The following is a 17,636-nucleotide window of genomic DNA, read 5'->3' as shown; positions in this document are numbered from 1 at the left end:
GCCACGCCTCTGAATGTAACTATAAATTGAATTGGCGTGCTAGCTGGTCGATAGCGGCGCGCTGGAACTGGTTGAAGGCCTCGCGGGGTTGCTGTTGCTGAATGAATTCCAGCATTGGGTCCTGCACCTCGGTGCGTATGCCGCTCAATTCTTCCATTACCGCCAGGCCGCAGAACGGCACATAAGCTTCGGCATAGCCCCCTTCGTGCACCATCACCAGCTTGCCACCGCAGAGCCGATCCGCAGCGCTTTGCACCTGGGCGGTCATGGCTCGGAAGCTGTCGCTGTGTAACTGCATCCGCGCCAGAGGATCGATGGCGTTAGCATCGTAACCGCAGGCGATGATGATCATCTCTGGCTTAAACTGCTCTAGCGCTGGAATGACGATTTGCTGCATGGCGTATTGATAGCCGTCGTCACCGGCCCCGGCCAGCAGCGGAATATTGATGTTGTAACCCGCTCCGGCTCCCTCACCGCGATCTTGTTCACCGGCGTAGCCCGCCGGGAAACAGCCGTCTTGATGCAACGAGATGGTCAGCACGTCGTCGCGCTGCCAGTAAATGTGCTGGGTGCCGTTGCCGTGGTGCACGTCCCAGTCGATCACTGCCACCTTGCCTAGCCCCAAGCGGTCTTTGGCGCGTTCGATGGCAATGGGAATATTAGCCAGGAAGCAGAACCCCATCGATTGATCCGGCAGGCAGTGATGGCCCGGCGGGCGTGAGAGGGAATAGGCGTTGTCCAGTTCCCCTTTCAGCACCGCTTCGACCGCAGCGCAGGCCAGCCCAGCGGAAAGTTTGGCAATTTCATAGCTGCCTGGCCCCAGCGGAGCCTCTTCCCCCAACATGCCGCCGCCGTTATCGCTCAGCTGTTTGAAGCGTTGCAGGTAATGTGCCGGATGGATGCGCAGTAAATCTTCCTCATCGGCCAGCTCGGCGCTCAGCAGCTTGAGCTGACGCGACAGGCCGGAAACGTCCATCAGGTTTTTCATCCGCCGTTTGGTTTCCGGCGACTCGGCATGCCCGGCTCCAGATGGCGGTTGCACCCAGCCGCCCACCGGCAGCGTGGTGGCATGTAAGCCGGTGCTATGCCAGAAACAGCGTTCATCGAAGAAAAAACCGGTTGTTCTTTTCACCTTATGACTCCTGTTAAACGGCGCGGCGCGCGCGGTGAAGCCAGCGAGATCAGCAGCAGTGACAGCAGCGCACAGCTCAATGCGCCGATCAGCAATGCGTTGATCCCGCCGGAAGATTCGATCAGGTAACCCGCCAACGTAGGGCCAATGGCCATGCCGCCGCCAATCACCAGATTGATGCTGTTCATCAGCTTGCCGTTGTTATCCAGCACCGAGACGCGCGCCAGAATAAAGGGCAGCACAAAGGTCCAGGTGAACTTGAACATCACGGCAGCGAGGGTGAAGCGAATGAGTAGCGGGTTGCGGCTCAGCAGCAGGACGCTGGCAATCAGCAGGCCGTAGCCGATCCACAACAACGGCTTGTGGCTGCGTCTTGCGCCAACCAGTGCCGCCCCGCCAGCCCCGATGATGCCAAACAGGGTGGCGGCCGCCAGCACCTGCCCGCTGTGCACCGGTGAAAGGCCCGCGGCTTCGGCGATAGTGCCGATAAAGGTCCAGACCGCACTCAGGCTGATGTAAAAGGCCAATACCGCCAGCACGGCAAACAGTTTGTAGATGGGTGGGCTTGGAGCCATCTGACTGGCCGCGCTGTGGCTATGGCGGAAGCCGCTGGGGAATGCGCTTAGTAACGGCAGGCAACACAGCATGATCGCCGCCAGGATAAGGTAAACCGCCATCAGGCCGAAATGAGCAAACAGCGGGGGCAATGCCAGCAAGCCGAACACGCCTAGCAGCAGTTGGCCCAGCACCCAAAAGGCATAGACTCGGCTGGGGTTGGCGGTACCTGCCGCACAAGAAATGCAGAGGATCATCAGCGTGCCACCGGCCAGTGAAGCGATAAACCGCAAGACCAATAGCAAGCTGAAATCAGTGGTCATGGCCGAGGCCAGATTACCGATCAGGAAGACCATCGCTGCTAGCGTAGCGACTTTGCGCCAGTTGATCCGGCTGATCCACCACCAGGCAGGCAGCGTGGCAATGCTCATGGCTCCCAGTTCGGTGGAAAACAGATGGCCGATCTGGCCAGGTGTGAGGTGCCACTGGCTGGCTAACTGGGCAGCGACGGCGGGAGCGGTCATCAGGATCCCCGGCGCGATGGCGGCAAACACGATAATCGCCGTTAACAGCCTGGGTGGGCAGGGGAGCAAGGCCCCGGTAGAAGGCACAGAAACTGCATCACTGGACATCGTCGTTATCCTTGCGTTTCGTCAATCGTTACCCTCCACGCTTTTTAAGCATGGGGAAGCCGCGCCAGCATTGGCGGATGGTTGAGTGTTACTGCTTTAGTCAGGATCAGCCGTAGGCAATAAAACCGCTGGAGACCAGTTCGGTGCGGTTGACCACGGCGGTTTTGGCAAAGATGTTGCGCATATGGGTTTTCACCGTCGATAGAGAAATGCCGAGCTTTAAGGCGATACGCTTATTACTGGCCCCTTCACGCACCATATTGACGATCTCCTGCTCTTTGGCGGTGAGCAACTGGGCTTCACTGTCTGGCAGCAGATCGCGGGTGGCCAACTCGATCAACGGCAGCACCGCACGTAAGCGGCTGCGTTCCAATTCGGTGAACGGCGTATCGCGGATCAGAGAAACCCCGGCAATAATCCGCTTACGCTGGCGGATAAAAATCTCCGTCATGTCTCGCATGCGATTGGGCAGCATAAAGTCGTGATAATAGTGGCGGTTATTGGCGATCGCCGCTGGCGTCATGTTCACCATCTGGATGTCTTGCTGGTGGAAGTTGGCCGGTTTTAACGGGTCCAGCTGTTGAAAATGGTCCAGATATTGCTGATGGGTATCATCGCTAATGCCATGAAGAATGTAGTGATCTGGCCGCAGGTCCGGGTCCACCAGATAAAAAACCCCGGCTGAAACTGGGATCAGATGCGCAATGGTATTCAGACAGCTCGAGATAAAAGCGTCGTTACGCATGAAGGATGATGTGGTGGTCATAATGCATTTTCCTCCGTTGATCGCTCAGTACCCTGAAGGACACCTGCAAAGGTATCTGGACAATATGTGAACGATACAAGCATAGGTGTAGCAATTATGCAACACAACGAAAACATATTAACAACGTGAGCCGGATTGCAATAAAATACATTAATAACAACATCCCCATGTTGAGTGAGTGGGCATTTTTTCAGCGTGGGGTGGTGGTTTCATTAATACATTAATGAATGATATTGACGGTTGCTGCTGAATTTAAAGTGATTTCTCGTTTCTCCCTCTTCTGCTCCGCGCCACGCCCTTGCCATTTTCGCTCTCCTCCGGGCTAGTCCTTAAGGACGATAGCCAAACTTTTCGATGACTTACTACACTGCAAAACTTGGCGTTCTACACCAGATAAAAAGATGAGGCCTGACAGTGATGAAGAAAAAGACCTTGGCGGTGGCATTGAGCAGCGCATTATCGGGCATGGTTCATGCGGCAGACGGTGAGCGGCCTAACGTGTTGATCATTATTGCGGATGATATGGGTTACTCCGATATCAGCCCATTTGGCGGTGAGATCCCCACGCCCAACCTGCAAGCTCTGGCGGAACAGGGTGTGCGTATGAGCCAATATTATACTTCGCCAATGTCTGCACCTGCGCGCTCGATGCTGATGACCGGCAACACCAACCAGCAGGCTGGCATGGGTGGCATGTGGTGGTACGAAAGCACCGTCGCCCGCCCCGGTTATGAGATGCGGCTGACCGATCGGGTTACCACCATGCCGGAACGGTTTAAAGATGCTGGTTATGCCACCATGATGGCGGGCAAATGGCACCTTGGCTATACCGACGGAGCCGGGCCAACCGATCGCGGTTTTGAACGTGCCTTTGCTTTTATGGGCGGAGGTACCAGCCATTTTGACGACGCTGTACCCCTGGGAACGGTTGAAGCCTTCCATACTTTCTATACCCTGAACGGCAAGCGCGTTTCCCTACCGCAGGATTTTTACTCCAGCAAAGCTTACGCCACACAGTTGGAGCAATGGATCACCGACACGCCAAAAGACCAGCCGGTATTTGCCTATCTGGCGTTTACCGCGCCACACGATCCGCTACAGGCTCCTGACGACTGGATCGCCAAATTTGACGGCAAATATGATGCGGGTTATCAGCAGGTATACCAGCAACGTATCAACCGCTTGAAGGCGCTGGGGATTATTTCCGACAGCACGCCAATGCCGCATTTGGCGCTGGAAAAAGAGTGGCAGGCCATGACGCCGGAACAGCGGAAATATGCGGCCAAAACCATGCAGGTGTATGCGGCGATGATCGCCTATATGGACGATCAGATCGGCGGGGTAATGAAAACACTGCAACAGACCGGGCGTGATAAGAACACCATTATCATCTTTGCCACCGACAACGGTGCCAACCCGGCCAGCGGTTTTTACTACGGCTCCAAACCTGAATTCTGGCAACAGTTCGACAACAGTTACGCCAACCTGGGCCGCAAGGGATCGTTTATCTCTTACGGGCCGCACTGGGCCAACGTCAGCAACGCGCCTTATGCCAATTACCATAAAACCACCAGTGCGCAGGGCGGGATCAATACCGATTTCATCATTTCTGCCCCGCAGTTGAAGCAGCGAGGTGGCATCGATAAAACGCCGATGGCGGTCTATGATATTGCGCCAACGCTGTATGAGTTTGCCAATATTGATACCAGCAAACCCCTGAAGGCCAAGCCTGCCATCCCGATGATTGGCGTGAGCTTTAAACGCTATTTCAGCGGTGATATCGCCGCCGCGCCGCGTTCTACCTATGGCGTAGAGCTGCATAACCAGGCGGCTTATGTCGATGGCATCTGGAAGCTGCGGCGGTTAGTAGCCGGTGGGCCGCAGGCGAATATGGCGGCGTGGGGGCTGTTCAATCTGCAGGACGATCCGCTGGAAACCCGCGATCTGGCGGCTAGCCAGCCCGATCGCGTTAAACGCTTGAGTGGCGAATATCAGCAGTATGCCGATAAGGGCATGGTGGTTGAGGCGGCAGGTAAAGAGATCGACTATCTGGGCGTTGATCCACAGACTCACAGTTATATTGGCCTGGATCCGGCCACGCATCAGCCGTTACCGCAGGCAGCAGAGTGAACATCGCCTTGCTGCGGGCGCAGCAGATCCCGGTGAATACCGTACCGCGCGCCAGCGTGCCTTTCCATATGCTGGTCAAGCCGATCGGTGCAGGCTGTAATCTGGCCTGCAACTACTGTTATTACCCGCAGCGGGACCAAGCGCAGAAGATGGATGAGGCGCTGCTGGAGAGTTTTATCCGCCAGTATATCGCCAGCCAGCCGCGCTACAGCCGGGAGATCAACTTTGTCTGGCAGGGCGGTGAGCCGCTGCTGGCGGGGATTGGTTTCTACAAACGGGCACTGGCGTTACAACAAAAGTATGCGCCACCCGGTGTGCTGATCAGCAACAGTCTGCAAACCAATGCTACCTTGCTGAACGCAGCCTGGTGCCGCCTGTTTAAGCAGCATCAGTTTATTATCGGCGTCAGTCTGGACGGCGACCGCCAGATCCAGGATACCCATCGGCCAGATAAACGTGGCAACAGCAGCTATGACGCGGCGCTGCGTGGTATTGCGTTATTGCAGCAGCATCAGATTGAATTCAATTTGCTGGTGGTGGTACATGATGGTGTAGCTGAGCGGGCACAGGAGATGTACGACCATTTTGTCGCGTTGGGTGTGCGTTACCTACAGTTTCAGCCACTGATGCTGGAAGGCGATGCCCCGGCGGCAGGGTATGGCTTGAGTGCCGCCAACTGGGGACGCTTTATGGTGGCGATCTACCGCCGCTGGCGTGGCCAGGGCCATCTCGGCCAGGTTTTTATCATGAATATTGAGCACGTTTACGCGCAGTATTTCACCCACGTCAGCCCCAACTGTGTCCACTCTGCCCGCTGTGGCGGCAATCTGGTGATGGAGCCGGACGGCAGTGTGTATGCCTGCGATCATCTGATCGACGCCAAGCATAGGTTGGGCCGTTTTGATCTTGCCAGTCAGTTTGCCGAGTATGTGGATACTGCCATCGAGATGGAGTTTGGTAAAACCAAGAGCCTGCGGCGCGAATGCCAGAGCTGTAGCGTGAAGATGGTGTGCCAGGGTGGTTGCCCGGCGCATATCGGTAAGGATCGCTACAACCGACTGTGTGCCGGTTACTACGCTTTCTTCTCTGAGGTGTTGGCACCGTTACGTAGTTTTGCCAGAACGTCACAAGGGGCGATGATGTGGCGCTCCAGCGTGATTTCTGCCACAAGTTAGTCAACCTCGTCCTTAAGGACGATAGCCAGCCTTTTGCTTTCCTTCCTATAGTGAGATTACCGCCCTTGGCGGCTACAACACCGGGTAAAAACCACTATAAGAGGAAATACCATGAACCTGTCGTCGCGGCTCAATGCCCAGCTAGAACGGGGCAAGGTCGGGTTCCCCACCACGTTAGCCAGTTCGGTTGGGGTGATCATGGCCAGCCCGGTGATCCTCACCGTTACCAGCGGTTTTGGTATCGGCGGTGACACCTTCGCGCTGGCGATGCTGATCGCCTTTATCATGATGCAAGCCCAGCTCACTACCTTCTCCGAAGCGGCGGCGATCCTGCCCACCACCGGCTCGGTGTATGACTATATCTCCTGCGGTATGGGGCGCTTTTTTGCCATTACCGGCACCCTGTCTGCCTATCTGATCGTCCATATCTTTGCTGGCACTGCCGAAACCATTCTTTCCGGCATCATGGCGCTGGTGAACTTTGAACACCTCAACACCTTGATGGAGAGTAATAACAGCTCATGGATGATCGGCGTAGGCTTGGTGATCATTTTCGGTATTCTGAATGCGTTTGGCATTGAAGCCTTTGGCAAGGCTGAGGTCGTGCTGACGTTCTGCATGTGGAGCACCTTGATGATCTTTTCGATCGCCGGGTTGCTGTTACCGCATGCCGTACCGCTGGAAGGCTGGTTTGGCACCACACTGGATGTCGGCGATCCCTTTGCGGTGTTCAGCCTGGTCGGCATGGCGATGTTTATGTTCGTCGGCTGCGAGTTGGTGACGCCGATGGCACCGGAAATTAAGCGTTCTCACCGTGTGATCCCACGGGCCATGTCCCTGGGGCTGTGCGGTGTGGCGCTGTGCATGGCGTTATACGGTGCGGCACTGAGCCACCAGGTGGAAAACGTGGTGGTGGATGCGGCCAATAACGTGCACCTGTTGGATACGCCAATGGCTATCCCGGCATTTGCTGGCCAGATCATGGGTAACTTCGGTAAATACTGGCTGGGCGTCGGGCTGCTGCTGGCCGGGGCGGCCACTATTAACACCCTGATGGCGGCGGTACCACGTATTATCTACGGCATGGTGTTGGATGGCGCTATGCCACGCATCTTCGCCTATCTGCACCCGCGCTTTAAAACTCCGGTAGTCGCGATTGCCGCTGCGGTGCTGATCCCCTGCGTTCATGCTTTTGCCATTCAGGGCAATCTGGACCGCATTATGCCGATGGTGCTGGCCGCCGTATGTGCCTGGGGCGTGGCTTACCTGCTGGTGACCTGCTCGGTGGTGATCCTGCGTATCCGCCGCCCGGATCTGCCACGCGCCTATAAATCCCCCTGGTTCCCGTTGCCGCAGATTGTCTCCAGCGTCGGTATCGTGCTGGCGATTTTCTACATCACGCCACCGGGCATGAACCCGCGCGATGTGTATATCCCGTTTGGCATCATGATCGGCCTGACTTCCGCCTATGCGCTGTTCTGGACCCTGTGCGTACAGAAGGTGAATCCGTTTAAACCGGTGCCGGTGGAAGAGGTGCTGGAAAGTGCCTTCAACAAGGCAGAAGCTGCGGAGGTGGAATTTGATCGGCTTACTTCCCTCACTTAATCGTTACTGGCACCGCGATCCTTCGGGCTATCAGCCGGGAACGACGATGGATCGCCTGGCCAATAACCTGCGGCCTTACGCCTGTGAACGCGTTGCCGTTAATCAGTTGCGGCTCACGCTACCACAGGGACCGGTGATCGAGGTGGCTGAACAGGTGCAGTCGCTGTTTCTGGCGCACATTGTCACCCACCGTTTCCGCTTGCAGGGCAGCGTACGCTTTACCGAGCCGCAGGTGCTCAACATCATCACCGGTGGCTGGCTGCGCCGTAATGGCGTGATTTATCGCACCAAGGCCAAACATGATGGTGCTCGGCAGTTGATCGCCGCGTTGCAGCAATACCCACAAATCGGCGACACGCTAGCCAAGCTCGATTTTCGCCGCGCCACGCTCACGATAACAGAGGGCCGCTGGCAGTTGGATATTGAGCATTTTGCCGCTTCCGAAGTGGTCAGCCGCCTACCCGCCAGCCGTCGCTATCTGCGCTTGGAGGCCGAGCAGCGGCGCTTGCTGCTGAGTAGTTTCCTGATGATCGGCCAGTTGATGGAGAAATGTAATGAGTAGAGTGGTGGTCATTACCGGCGGCGGAACCGGCATTGGCGCTGCTTGTGCGCGTTTGCTGGTGCAGGAGGGGGACCTGGTATTTATCGTTGGCCGCCGCCGCGAACCCTTGAACGCCTTGGCTGCGGAGATTGGAGCACATGCCGTAGTTGGGGACGCCGCCAGTGGAGCCAGTTGGCACACCGACATTCTGCCAGCGATTTTACAGCAGGCCGGACGTATCGACTGCCTGATCGCCAGCGCTGGCGGGATGGGGTTGGGCCGTATCACCGAAGTCACCGATGCCCAGTGGCAGCAAGCGCTGGACAGCAACCTCAACAGCGCGTTTGCCAGTGCCCGGGCCTGTTTGCCGGAGTTGGTGAAAAGCTGCGGTAATCTGCTGTTTGTCGCATCGATCGCCTCGTTGGCCGCCGGGCCGGAGGTGTGTGGCTATGTCACCGCCAAACATGCGCTGATCGGCCTGATGCGTTCTATCGCCCGCGATTATGGCCCACAGGGCGTACGTGCCAACGCCGTTTGCCCCGGCTGGGTGACCACGCCGATGGCCGATGAAGAAATGCAGCCGTTGATGGCGGCACATAACTTAACGCTCGAGCAGGCCTATCAACATGTCTGTCGCGATGTGCCGCTGCGCCGCCCGGCCAGTGCGCAAGAGATTGCCCAAGTGTGTCGTTTTCTCTGCTCAACGCAGGCGTCAATTATTACCGGCGCGACGCTGGTGGCCGATGGCGGTTCCACCATTGTCGATGTGCCGACCTTAGCTTTCACTTCCCTGTAAGGAGATTGTCATGAGTTCAGAAGCGGTATTTATTCAGGTTGGCGCATTGGCGGAAGGTTTCGCTCCTCACAGTCATACGCTGGCACAGCAGGATTTAGCCGGTACTACGCTGGCGTTCCATTTTGCCGAAGGGGAAACGGTGCACTGCAGCTTTAACGACGATCAAACCCTGCAGTGGGGAGATCAACGGGTTGACTACCGAGCCACCGGCATTCGTCCGGGGATCCTGTTTATCGATTTCCTCGATCCGCAGCGGCCCAGCGGCAGCGTTACGCTGGTGTGCGATCGTCAGCAGGGTAACTTTACCGCCGTCTATGGTCAGTTACCGGATGAGTCACAGGCGCGGCTGGATGCCTTTAGCCGGGTGGAGCAGGGCTTGCCGCTGACTGCGGTGAATGCTGAATTCCGCTTTGGCCGCCTGGACAACAGCGATGCACCGTTGCCGCAGTTTACCGACGAACTGATTGGGATGCGTAATATGTATACCTACAGCCCGACGGAGCGCTATGAGCATATTTATCTGAACAATAATTTCTACGCCTGGCAGTGTTTGGACGGGGTCGAGAAAGGGCTGGCGGATGTTGATCGCTGCCATTACGTCAAAGTGGCGGAGAAGCTTTATCTGTTCGTCTGGCGCGAGAAAATTATCCCAACGCTGGGCGTGGTGATGATCGATCTGCAAGAGATGCGCACCGATGGCAAGATCCTCGGCTATCAGGGCAGTGATTTCAGCAGCCTGAGCAACTTTGCCGTGGGCGCTCACGCGCAGATCCTTAACACCACGCATTACCCAAAGGCCTGAGCCGATGACGCCGATTTATGCCAGTGATGCGTTTACCGGGCAGGTGGTGCTGGTGACCGGCGGTGCGCAGGGCATTGGGCTGGCGATCGTCAGCGCCTTTGCTCGTTTGGGGGCCAAGGTGGTGATGGCCGATCTACAACGGCAAAAGGCGCAGGAGGTGGCTGAAAGCCTGTGCCAGCTGGGTTGGCAAGTGCAGGCCGCAGGTTGTGATATGGCTGATGCAGGGCAGATTGCTGAGCTGGTAGAACTGACAGCGCAGCAGCATCAACGGCTGGACGTGGTGATCCACAACGCCGCTTATTTTCCGCTAAGGCCGTTTAGCCAGATAGATGCCGAACTGCTGCAACGTACGTTAAGCGTCAATTTGATGGCCCCGTTCTTTCTGGCGCAGGCGGCGTTGCCGTGGATGAAGCGCCAGGGTGGCGGACGCATTCTGGTGACCTCGTCGGTCACAGGGCCAAGGGTGGCCTACCCAGGGTTGGCGCACTATGCGGCTTCCAAGGCGGGAGTTAACGGCTTTATTCGTGCTGCTGCGTTGGAACTGGCATGTGAAGGGATCACGGTGAATGGCGTGGAACCGGGAATGATCCGCACGCCCGCGATGGCAAATCTGGGCGGGGACGCGGTGAACCAGGCGATTGCCTCTGCGGTGCCGTTAGGCAGGCTGGGGGAGCCGGAGGATATCGCTGCCGCAATGGTCTTTTTAGCCTCACCGGCTGCGAGCTATATCACCGGCCAGACGTTGGTGGTGGATGGTGGTGCGCTCTTGCCGGAAGCTCAACCTGCTAGTCTCTGAGGATACCCTCACCCTAACCCTCTCCCACAGGGCGAGGGGACCGAGCGAGTGGGTTTGAAAATTCGGTGACGCACCTTGTATTAAGGGGCGATCGAGTTTGCTGAGATTACCCTCTTTATCCCAACAGAGCAGGGACTGTCAGCTCCCTGGGTTGGGGGGCTGGGCTATTTGTGAGCAACTACGTTGTTGGCATGTTGATCCCCTAAGCGGATCAGCTCGTCGAGTAGCTCCATCAACTGTTCCATCTTCTGCTTCGAGAATGCCGCTTCTATCTCCCCATATCCCTGTTCCACCTGGTGGCGTGCCAGTTCATACAGCTCCTGTCCCTGCTGAGTCAAGGACACGTACAGCTTGCGCTGATCGTTAACCGGCTTGAGGCGAAAGATCAGCTTATCCCGCTCCATGCGCGACAGGATGCCGGTCAGGCTGGGGCGCAGGATGCAGGTTTCTGCGGCCAACTCGTGAAACTCAATGGAACGGTTATCGGCCAATACGCGAATGATGCGCCATTGTTGCTCTGTCAGATTGTGGCTTTTCAGGATCGGGCGGAAGAACCCCATGGCGGTTTCACGCGCCTGCAACAGGGCGATGGTTAACGATTCATGCATGTCGATGGCCTTGGCTTAATTTTATTAACAACTTAATAGTAGCCAATTTTTGACCGGCGGAGAACGGCAAAACGCGATCCGTCACGTAAAAATCCTGCAAAAAAGGTTAATTTGCTGATTAATAACGCTAATGTGCATAATTTGTGAATATTTCGTTATCACGATCACAAATTAAATTAACAACGTTGCGTAAATGCTGAACAGCGTATAAAAGTATTCATTAACATATTAATGATTGGCGATCCGTAGAAGGAGTCTGCATGAAAGGCACCGTATTTTCCGTAGCACTTAACCACCGCAGCCAGCTTGATGCCTGGGATCAGGCGTTTCGCGCCGCCCCTTACCAAACGCCGCCCAAGACGCCGGTGTGGTTTATCAAACCGCGCAATACCTATCTTGCCAACGGCGGCAGCATTCCGTTCCCGACCGGTGAAACCGTGCAAAGTGGCGCAACGCTGGCAGTCGTGATCGGTAGCACCGCGCGCAAGGTGGCGGCGGATAAGGTGGCCGATTATGTGGCCGGTTATGCCTTGGCTAACGACGTCAGCCTGCCGGAAACCAGCTTCTATCGCCCGGCGATCAAGGCCAAATGCCGTGACGGCTTCTGCCCGCTGGGAGAGGTGGCTTCATTGGCTAGCACCAGCAACCTGGAAATTATCACCGAAATCAACGGCGTGGAGCAGGATCGCTGGTCAACGGCCGATCTGGTGCGTTCGGTGCCGGAACTGATCGCCGCCATCAGCGATTTTATTACCCTGCAACCGGGGGATGCGGTGCTGATTGGCACGCCACACCAGCGGGTTGAGATCAAGCCGGGTGATCAAGTGACGGTGCGGGCCGCAGGTTTGCCAACCCTTACCAACCAAGTGACGCAGGCAGGAGAATAACCATGAGACATGCTCGTATCCGCCATCATGGCCAGATTGTTAACGTCACCGTAGACGACCAGTTAAGCGTTACCCTGCCCGATGGCAGCAAGCTCGATGAGCACGATGTGGAATGGCTGCCACCGGCGCAGGGCACGATATTTGCCCTCGGCCTGAACTATGCCGATCACGCCAGTGAGCTGGAGTTTAAAGCGCCGGAAGAGCCTTTGGTGTTCCTCAAAGGGCCAAACAGCCTGACCGGTCACCGCCAGGTTTCCGTGCGACCGGCGCAGGTGGAATACATGCACTACGAAGCCGAGCTGGTGGCGGTGATCGGTAAAACTGCGCGCAACGTCAGCCGCGAACAGGCGATGGATTACGTGGCCGGTTACACCCTGTGCAACGACTACGCCATCCGCGACTACCTGGAAAACTACTACCGCCCCAACCTGCGGGTGAAAAGCCGCGACACCCTGACGCCTATCGGCCCCTACATTGTCGATCGTGACGATGTCGCAGATCCGCATAACCTGACGCTCAGCACCTACGTTAACGGTGAACTGCGCCAGCGCGGCACCACCGCTGACATGATTTTCGACATCCCGTTCCTGATCGAATACCTGAGTGAATTTATGACGTTGCAGCCTGGCGACATGATCGCCACCGGCACGCCGAAAGGGCTGGCCGACGTGCAGCCTGGGGATGAAATTGTGGTTGAGATCGAAGGCATTGGCCGTTTGGTTAACCACATCATCAGTGAAAAAGATTACGAGGAGAGCAAGGGATGAAAACCATCAACCATTGGATCAACGGCAAGAACGTCGCCAGCAAAGAGTATTTCACCACCACCAACCCGGCTAACGGCGAAGTGCTGGCGGAAGTGGCGTCCGGTGGCCAGCTCGAAATCGACCAGGCAGTCGCTGCGGCAAAAGAAGCCTTCCCGAAATGGGCCAATACGCCGATGAAAGAGCGGGCACGCCTGATGCGTCGCCTGGGTGAACTGATCGACCAGAACGTGCCGCAGATTGCCGAGATGGAAACCGCAGATACAGGGTTGCCGATCCACCAGACCAAAAACGTGCTGATCCCACGCGCCTCGCACAACTTTGAGTTCTTTGCCGAGATCTGCCAGCAGATGAATGGCCGCACCTACCCGGTGGACGACAAGATGCTCAACTACACGCTGATCCAACCGGTGGGCGTGTGTGCGCTGGTGTCGCCGTGGAACGTGCCGTTTATGACCGCCACCTGGAAAACAGCACCTTGCCTGGCGTTAGGTAATACCGCAGTGCTGAAAATGTCCGAACTGTCGCCACTGACGGCGGATCGCCTGGGTGAACTGGCGCTGGAAGCCGGTATTCCTGCCGGGGTGCTGAACGTGGTGCAAGGCTATGGCGCAACGGCGGGGGATGCTCTGGTACGCCATAAAGACGTGCGTGCAGTGTCCTTCACCGGGGGCACCTCAACCGGCCGCCGCATTATTGAAAGCGCCGGGCTGAAGAAATTCTCGATGGAGCTGGGCGGCAAATCACCGGTGCTGATCTTTGAGGATGCCGATATCGAGCGGGCGCTGGATGCTGCACTGTTCACCATCTTCTCGATTAACGGTGAACGCTGCACCGCGGGTTCACGCATCTTTATTCAGGAAAGTATTTACCCGGAATTCGTCAAACGCTTTGCCGAGCGTGCCAACCGCCTGCGCGTAGGCGATCCGATGGATCCCAATACTCAGGTCGGTGCGTTAATCAGCCCGCAGCACTGGGAAAAAGTCTCCGGCTATATTCGCTTGGGCATCGAAGAAGGGGCCACTTTGTTGGCAGGTGGCCCGGATAAACCGGCCGGTTTGAGCCACGGCAACTTCCTGCGCCCAACGGTGCTGGCCGATGTTAACAACAATATGCGTGTCGCGCAGGAAGAGATCTTCGGGCCGGTGGCCTGCCTCCTGCCGTTCAAATCAGAAGAAGACGGCCTGCGCATGGCCAACGATGTGGAGTACGGCCTGGCGTCGTACATCTGGACGCAGGATGTGAGCAAAGTCCTGCGTCTGGCCCGCAATATTGAAGCGGGTATGGTTTTCGTCAACACCCAGAACGTACGCGATCTGCGCCAGCCGTTTGGCGGGGTGAAATCCTCTGGCACCGGCCGTGAAGGCGGTGAGTACAGCTTCGAAGTGTTTGCCGAGATGAAAAACGTTTGTATCTCCATGGGGGATCATCCGATCCCACGTTGGGGAGTGTGAGATAGCTCCGTGCCCTTTAAAACAACAACCAAGGACTAGACCCGATAGATATCAGCCTGCGGCCAGCCGTGCTGCAGGCTGAAAGATAAAGGGGATAGGAGGACATATGGGTAAATTAGCATTAGCCGCAAAGATTACACACGTTCCTTCGATGTACCTGTCTGAATTGCCAGGAGAACACCATGGCTGCCGTCAAGCCGCCATTGATGGTCACAAAGAGATCAGCGCCCGCTGTCGTGAAATGGGCGTCGACACCATTATCGTATTCGACACCCACTGGTTGGTGAACAGCGCCTACCACATCAACTGTAACTCGCATTTCAAAGGGCTTTACACCAGCAACGAGCTGCCGCACTTCATTCGTGACATGACCTATGAATACGACGGCAACCCAGAGCTGGGACAGATGATTGCCGATGAAGCCCGCAAGCTTGGCGTACGTGCCAAGGCCCATGAGATCCCAAGCCTGGAGCTGGAGTACGGTACGCTGGTGCCGATGCGCTACATGAACAGCGACCGCCACTTCAAGGTGATCTCCATTTCTGCCTTCTGCACCGTGCATGGCTTTGCCGATAGCCGCCGCCTGGGCGAAGCGATCAAAACTGCGATTGAGAAATACGACGGCACCGTGGCGGTATTGGCTAGCGGCTCGCTGTCACACCGCTTTATCGACGATCAACGTGCCGAGCAGGGCATGAACAGCTACACCCGCCAGTTCGACCAGCAGATGGACGAACGGGTAGTGAAACTGTGGGAAGAAGGGCGCTTCCGCGAGTTTTGCGAAATGCTGCCGGAGTACGCCGATTACTGCTATGGCGAAGGCAATATGCACGACACCGTGATGTTGCTGGGCCTGCTGGGCTGGGACAAGTACCAGGGCAAGGTGGAGTTCGTTACCCCGCTGTTTGCCAGTTCCGGAACCGGCCAGGTCAACGGCATATTCCCGCTTCCCGCTCAAGCCTGAGGATACCCAATGCCCCATTTTTACGCTGAATGTACCGACAACATCCGCCGGGAGGCGGATTTGCCAGCGCTGTTTGACAAGGTTAATCACGCGCTGGCGGAAACCGGCATCTTCCCGCTGGCTGGCATCCGGAGCCGCGCCATCTGGCTGGATACCTGGCAGATGGCCGACGGCAAGCAGAACTATGCCTTTGTGCATATGACGCTGAAGATTGGCCACGGCCGCAGTCTGGAGAGCCGCCAACAGGTGGGAGAAATGCTGTTCATCCTGATCAAGGATCACTTTGCAGCGCTGATGGCCAAGCGCTATCTGGCCCTCTCTTTCACCATGGAAGAGCTGGATCCGGTGCTGAATTACAAGCAAAACAACGTCCATGCGCTGTTTAGCAAGGACTGAACAAGGGGTGGTAAATGCTGGATAAAGACGTACTGAGCCGAGCCGTGCAGCGCCTGCATCAGGCCGAGCAGAGCCGGGAACAGATCCGCGCGTTATCGCTGGATCACCCGGAGATCACTATAGAAGATGCCTATGCTATCCAGCGTCAATGGGTTGAGCTGAAGATCGCCGAAGGGCGCACGCTGAAGGGGCATAAGATCGGGCTGACCTCGCGCGCCATGCAGGTCAGCTCGCAGATCACCGAGCCGGACTACGGCGCGCTGCTGGACGACATGTTCTTTAACGATGGCAGCGACATTCCGATCGATCGCTTTATCGTGCCACGCGTCGAAGTCGAACTGGCGTTTGTGCTGGCGAAGCCGCTGCGTGGGCCGAACTGCACGCTATTTGATGTCTATAACGCTACCGACTATGTGATCCCGGCGCTGGAGATCATCGACGCCCGCAGCCATAACGTCGATCCGCAAACCCAGCGGCCACGCAAGGTGTTCGACACCATTTCCGACAATGCTGCCAACGCCGGAGTGGTGATGGGCGGCAGGCCGATCAAGCCTGATGCGCTGGATCTTCGCTGGATCAGTGCCTTGCTGTATCGCAATGGCGTGATTGAAGAATCTGGCGTGGCGGCGGCGGTGCTCAATCATCCGGCCAACGGCGTGGCCTGGCTGGCTAATAAGCTGTCCCCGTACGACGTGGAGCTGGAGGCCGGGCAAATCATCCTTGGCGGTTCCTTCACCCGCCCGGTGGCGGCACGGCGCGGCGATACCTTCCATGCCGACTATGGTCCGATGGGCTGCATCAGCTGCCGGTTTGTCTAGGGAGCAACACGATGATAACTAACCATTTCAAACAGGCCTTGCAGGAAAAACGCCCGCAGATCGGCCTGTGGCTGGGGCTGTGCAGCAGCTACAGCGCGGAACTGCTGGCCGGCGCCGGGTTCGACTGGCTGCTGATCGATGGCGAACATGCGCCTAACAATGTGCAAACGGTATTGGGGCAGTTGCAGGCGGTGGCGCCTTATCCCAGCCATCCGGTGGTGCGTCCGGCCTGGAACGATCCGGTGCTGATCAAGCAACTGTTGGACGTTGGTGCGCAAACCCTGTTGATCCCGATGATCCAAAACGCCGAACAGGCGCAGGAGGCGGTGCGGGCTACCCGCTATCCACCAAACGGCATTCGCGGGGTTGGCAGTGCGCTGGCTCGCGCCTCGCGCTGGAACCGGGTGCCGAATTACCTGCATCTTGCCGACAGCCAGATGTGTGTGTTGGTACAGATCGAAACCCGAGAGGCGGTGAAAAATCTGGATGCCATCCTGGAGGTGGAAGGGGTCGACGGCGTCTTTATCGGCCCGGCGGATCTGAGTGCCGACATGGGCTTTGCCGGTAATCCGCAGCATCCCGAAGTGCAGCGCACTATTGACGATGCCATTGCCCGCATCAGTGCCGCAGGCAAGGCACCGGGCATCCTGATGGCACAGCAGGAACTGGCGCAGCACTATCTGGCATCCGGCGCGTTGTTTGTTGCCGTTGGCGTGGATACCACTCTGCTGGTACGGGCGGCAGACTCCCTGCTCAGCAGTTTCAAACAGGATAAAGCGGCGGAGCCACCTCCATCCCAGAGCGTTTACTAATCG

Annotated in this window: 18 protein-coding genes; 14 read left to right on the top strand and 4 right to left on the bottom strand. The window is 57.1% G+C overall.

Translation table 11 applies throughout. The features are described from left to right. Positions 1-19: 19 nt before the first annotated feature. The 3 genes from A6U95_RS04700 to A6U95_RS04690 form a co-directional block, all read right to left on the bottom strand. On the bottom strand, positions 20-1,132 hold the full coding sequence (locus tag A6U95_RS04700; RefSeq protein ID WP_065683661.1) for a class II histone deacetylase: 1,113 nt from the start codon (positions 1,130-1,132) through the stop codon (positions 20-22). Next, positions 1,129-2,319 carry an MFS transporter gene (locus A6U95_RS04695; protein WP_065683660.1) on the bottom strand — a complete coding sequence of 397 codons (1,191 nt, stop codon included), beginning with the start codon at positions 2,317-2,319 and terminating at the stop codon, positions 1,129-1,131. Before A6U95_RS04695 ends, A6U95_RS04700 begins: the two co-directional genes overlap by 4 nt. 106 nt (positions 2,320-2,425) lie before the next feature. After that, on the bottom strand, positions 2,426-3,085 hold the full coding sequence (locus tag A6U95_RS04690) for a LuxR family transcriptional regulator (protein ID WP_024485482.1): 660 nt from the start codon (positions 3,083-3,085) through the stop codon (positions 2,426-2,428). A 417-nt stretch (positions 3,086-3,502) separates the two neighbouring features. Here A6U95_RS04690 and A6U95_RS04685 point away from each other — a divergent pair, with 417 nt between their 5' ends. The 7 genes from A6U95_RS04685 to A6U95_RS04655 all read left to right on the top strand — a co-directional run bounded on the left by A6U95_RS04685 (position 3,503) and on the right by A6U95_RS04655 (position 10,930). Next, positions 3,503-5,215, top strand: coding sequence for an arylsulfatase (locus A6U95_RS04685; protein WP_065683659.1), 1,713 nt, complete (start codon positions 3,503-3,505; stop codon positions 5,213-5,215). Further along, positions 5,212-6,390, top strand: coding sequence for an anaerobic sulfatase maturase (locus tag A6U95_RS04680; protein WP_065683658.1), 1,179 nt, complete (start codon positions 5,212-5,214; stop codon positions 6,388-6,390). Before A6U95_RS04685 ends, A6U95_RS04680 begins: the two co-directional genes overlap by 4 nt. Positions 6,391-6,501: 111 nt before the next feature. Next, entirely contained in the window at positions 6,502-7,995 is a 1,494-nt protein-coding gene (locus A6U95_RS04675; protein WP_065683657.1) for an APC family permease, read from the top strand. After that, positions 7,970-8,557: a DUF3156 family protein gene (locus tag A6U95_RS04670; protein ID WP_065683656.1), complete on the top strand. Its 588-nt coding sequence runs from the start codon at positions 7,970-7,972 to the stop codon at positions 8,555-8,557. Before A6U95_RS04675 ends, A6U95_RS04670 begins: the two co-directional genes overlap by 26 nt. Next, positions 8,550-9,332, top strand: coding sequence for an SDR family oxidoreductase (locus A6U95_RS04665; RefSeq protein ID WP_065683655.1), 783 nt, complete (start codon positions 8,550-8,552; stop codon positions 9,330-9,332). The genes A6U95_RS04670 and A6U95_RS04665 overlap by 8 nt, the downstream gene beginning before the upstream one ends. Positions 9,333-9,342: 10 nt before the next feature. Continuing rightward, positions 9,343-10,134, top strand: coding sequence for a MoaF C-terminal domain-containing protein (locus A6U95_RS04660; RefSeq protein ID WP_065683654.1), 792 nt, complete (start codon positions 9,343-9,345; stop codon positions 10,132-10,134). 4 nt (positions 10,135-10,138) lie between these two features. After that, on the top strand, positions 10,139-10,930 hold the full coding sequence (locus A6U95_RS04655) for an SDR family oxidoreductase (protein ID WP_065683653.1): 792 nt from the start codon (positions 10,139-10,141) through the stop codon (positions 10,928-10,930). 164 nt (positions 10,931-11,094) lie between these two features. Here A6U95_RS04655 and hpaR read toward each other — a convergent pair whose 3' ends face one another. After that, on the bottom strand, positions 11,095-11,538 hold the full coding sequence (hpaR, locus tag A6U95_RS04650; protein WP_065683652.1) for a homoprotocatechuate degradation operon regulator HpaR: 444 nt from the start codon (positions 11,536-11,538) through the stop codon (positions 11,095-11,097). A 260-nt stretch (positions 11,539-11,798) separates the two neighbouring features. On the opposite strand from hpaR, the gene A6U95_RS04645 reads away from it, so the two are divergent. From A6U95_RS04645 to hpaI, 7 genes are all read left to right on the top strand, one after another. Further along, on the top strand, positions 11,799-12,425 hold the full coding sequence (locus A6U95_RS04645) for a fumarylacetoacetate hydrolase family protein (RefSeq protein WP_065683651.1): 627 nt from the start codon (positions 11,799-11,801) through the stop codon (positions 12,423-12,425). A gap of 2 nt (positions 12,426-12,427) precedes the next feature. After that, positions 12,428-13,192, top strand: coding sequence for a fumarylacetoacetate hydrolase family protein (locus A6U95_RS04640; protein ID WP_065683650.1), 765 nt, complete (start codon positions 12,428-12,430; stop codon positions 13,190-13,192). Next, a complete protein-coding gene (gene hpaE / locus A6U95_RS04635) occupies positions 13,189-14,643 on the top strand; it encodes a 5-carboxymethyl-2-hydroxymuconate semialdehyde dehydrogenase (protein WP_021808003.1) in 1,455 nt (484 codons plus the stop codon). Before A6U95_RS04640 ends, hpaE begins: the two co-directional genes overlap by 4 nt. Positions 14,644-14,749: 106 nt before the next feature. Continuing rightward, a complete protein-coding gene (gene hpaD / locus A6U95_RS04630) occupies positions 14,750-15,607 on the top strand; it encodes a 3,4-dihydroxyphenylacetate 2,3-dioxygenase (RefSeq protein ID WP_065683649.1) in 858 nt (285 codons plus the stop codon). Positions 15,608-15,616: 9 nt separating this feature from the next. After that, a complete protein-coding gene (locus A6U95_RS04625) occupies positions 15,617-16,003 on the top strand; it encodes a 5-carboxymethyl-2-hydroxymuconate Delta-isomerase (protein ID WP_024527249.1) in 387 nt (128 codons plus the stop codon). A 14-nt stretch (positions 16,004-16,017) separates the two neighbouring features. Then, a complete protein-coding gene (gene hpaH / locus A6U95_RS04620; RefSeq protein WP_021808005.1) occupies positions 16,018-16,821 on the top strand; it encodes a 2-oxo-hept-4-ene-1,7-dioate hydratase in 804 nt (267 codons plus the stop codon). Between the two features lie 11 nt (positions 16,822-16,832). Continuing rightward, positions 16,833-17,633 (top strand): 4-hydroxy-2-oxoheptanedioate aldolase, encoded by an 801-nt coding sequence (gene hpaI, locus A6U95_RS04615; protein WP_065683648.1) that lies wholly within the window; start codon positions 16,833-16,835, stop codon positions 17,631-17,633. The last annotated feature ends 3 nt before the right edge of the window (positions 17,634-17,636 follow it).

The sequence above is a fragment of the Serratia sp. 14-2641 genome (assembly GCF_001692375.1).
Lineage (GTDB): Bacteria > Pseudomonadota > Gammaproteobacteria > Enterobacterales > Enterobacteriaceae > Chania > Chania fonticola_C.
Note: the sequence above shows the minus strand (reverse complement) of the source record. Positions and strands in the feature narration are given on the sequence as shown.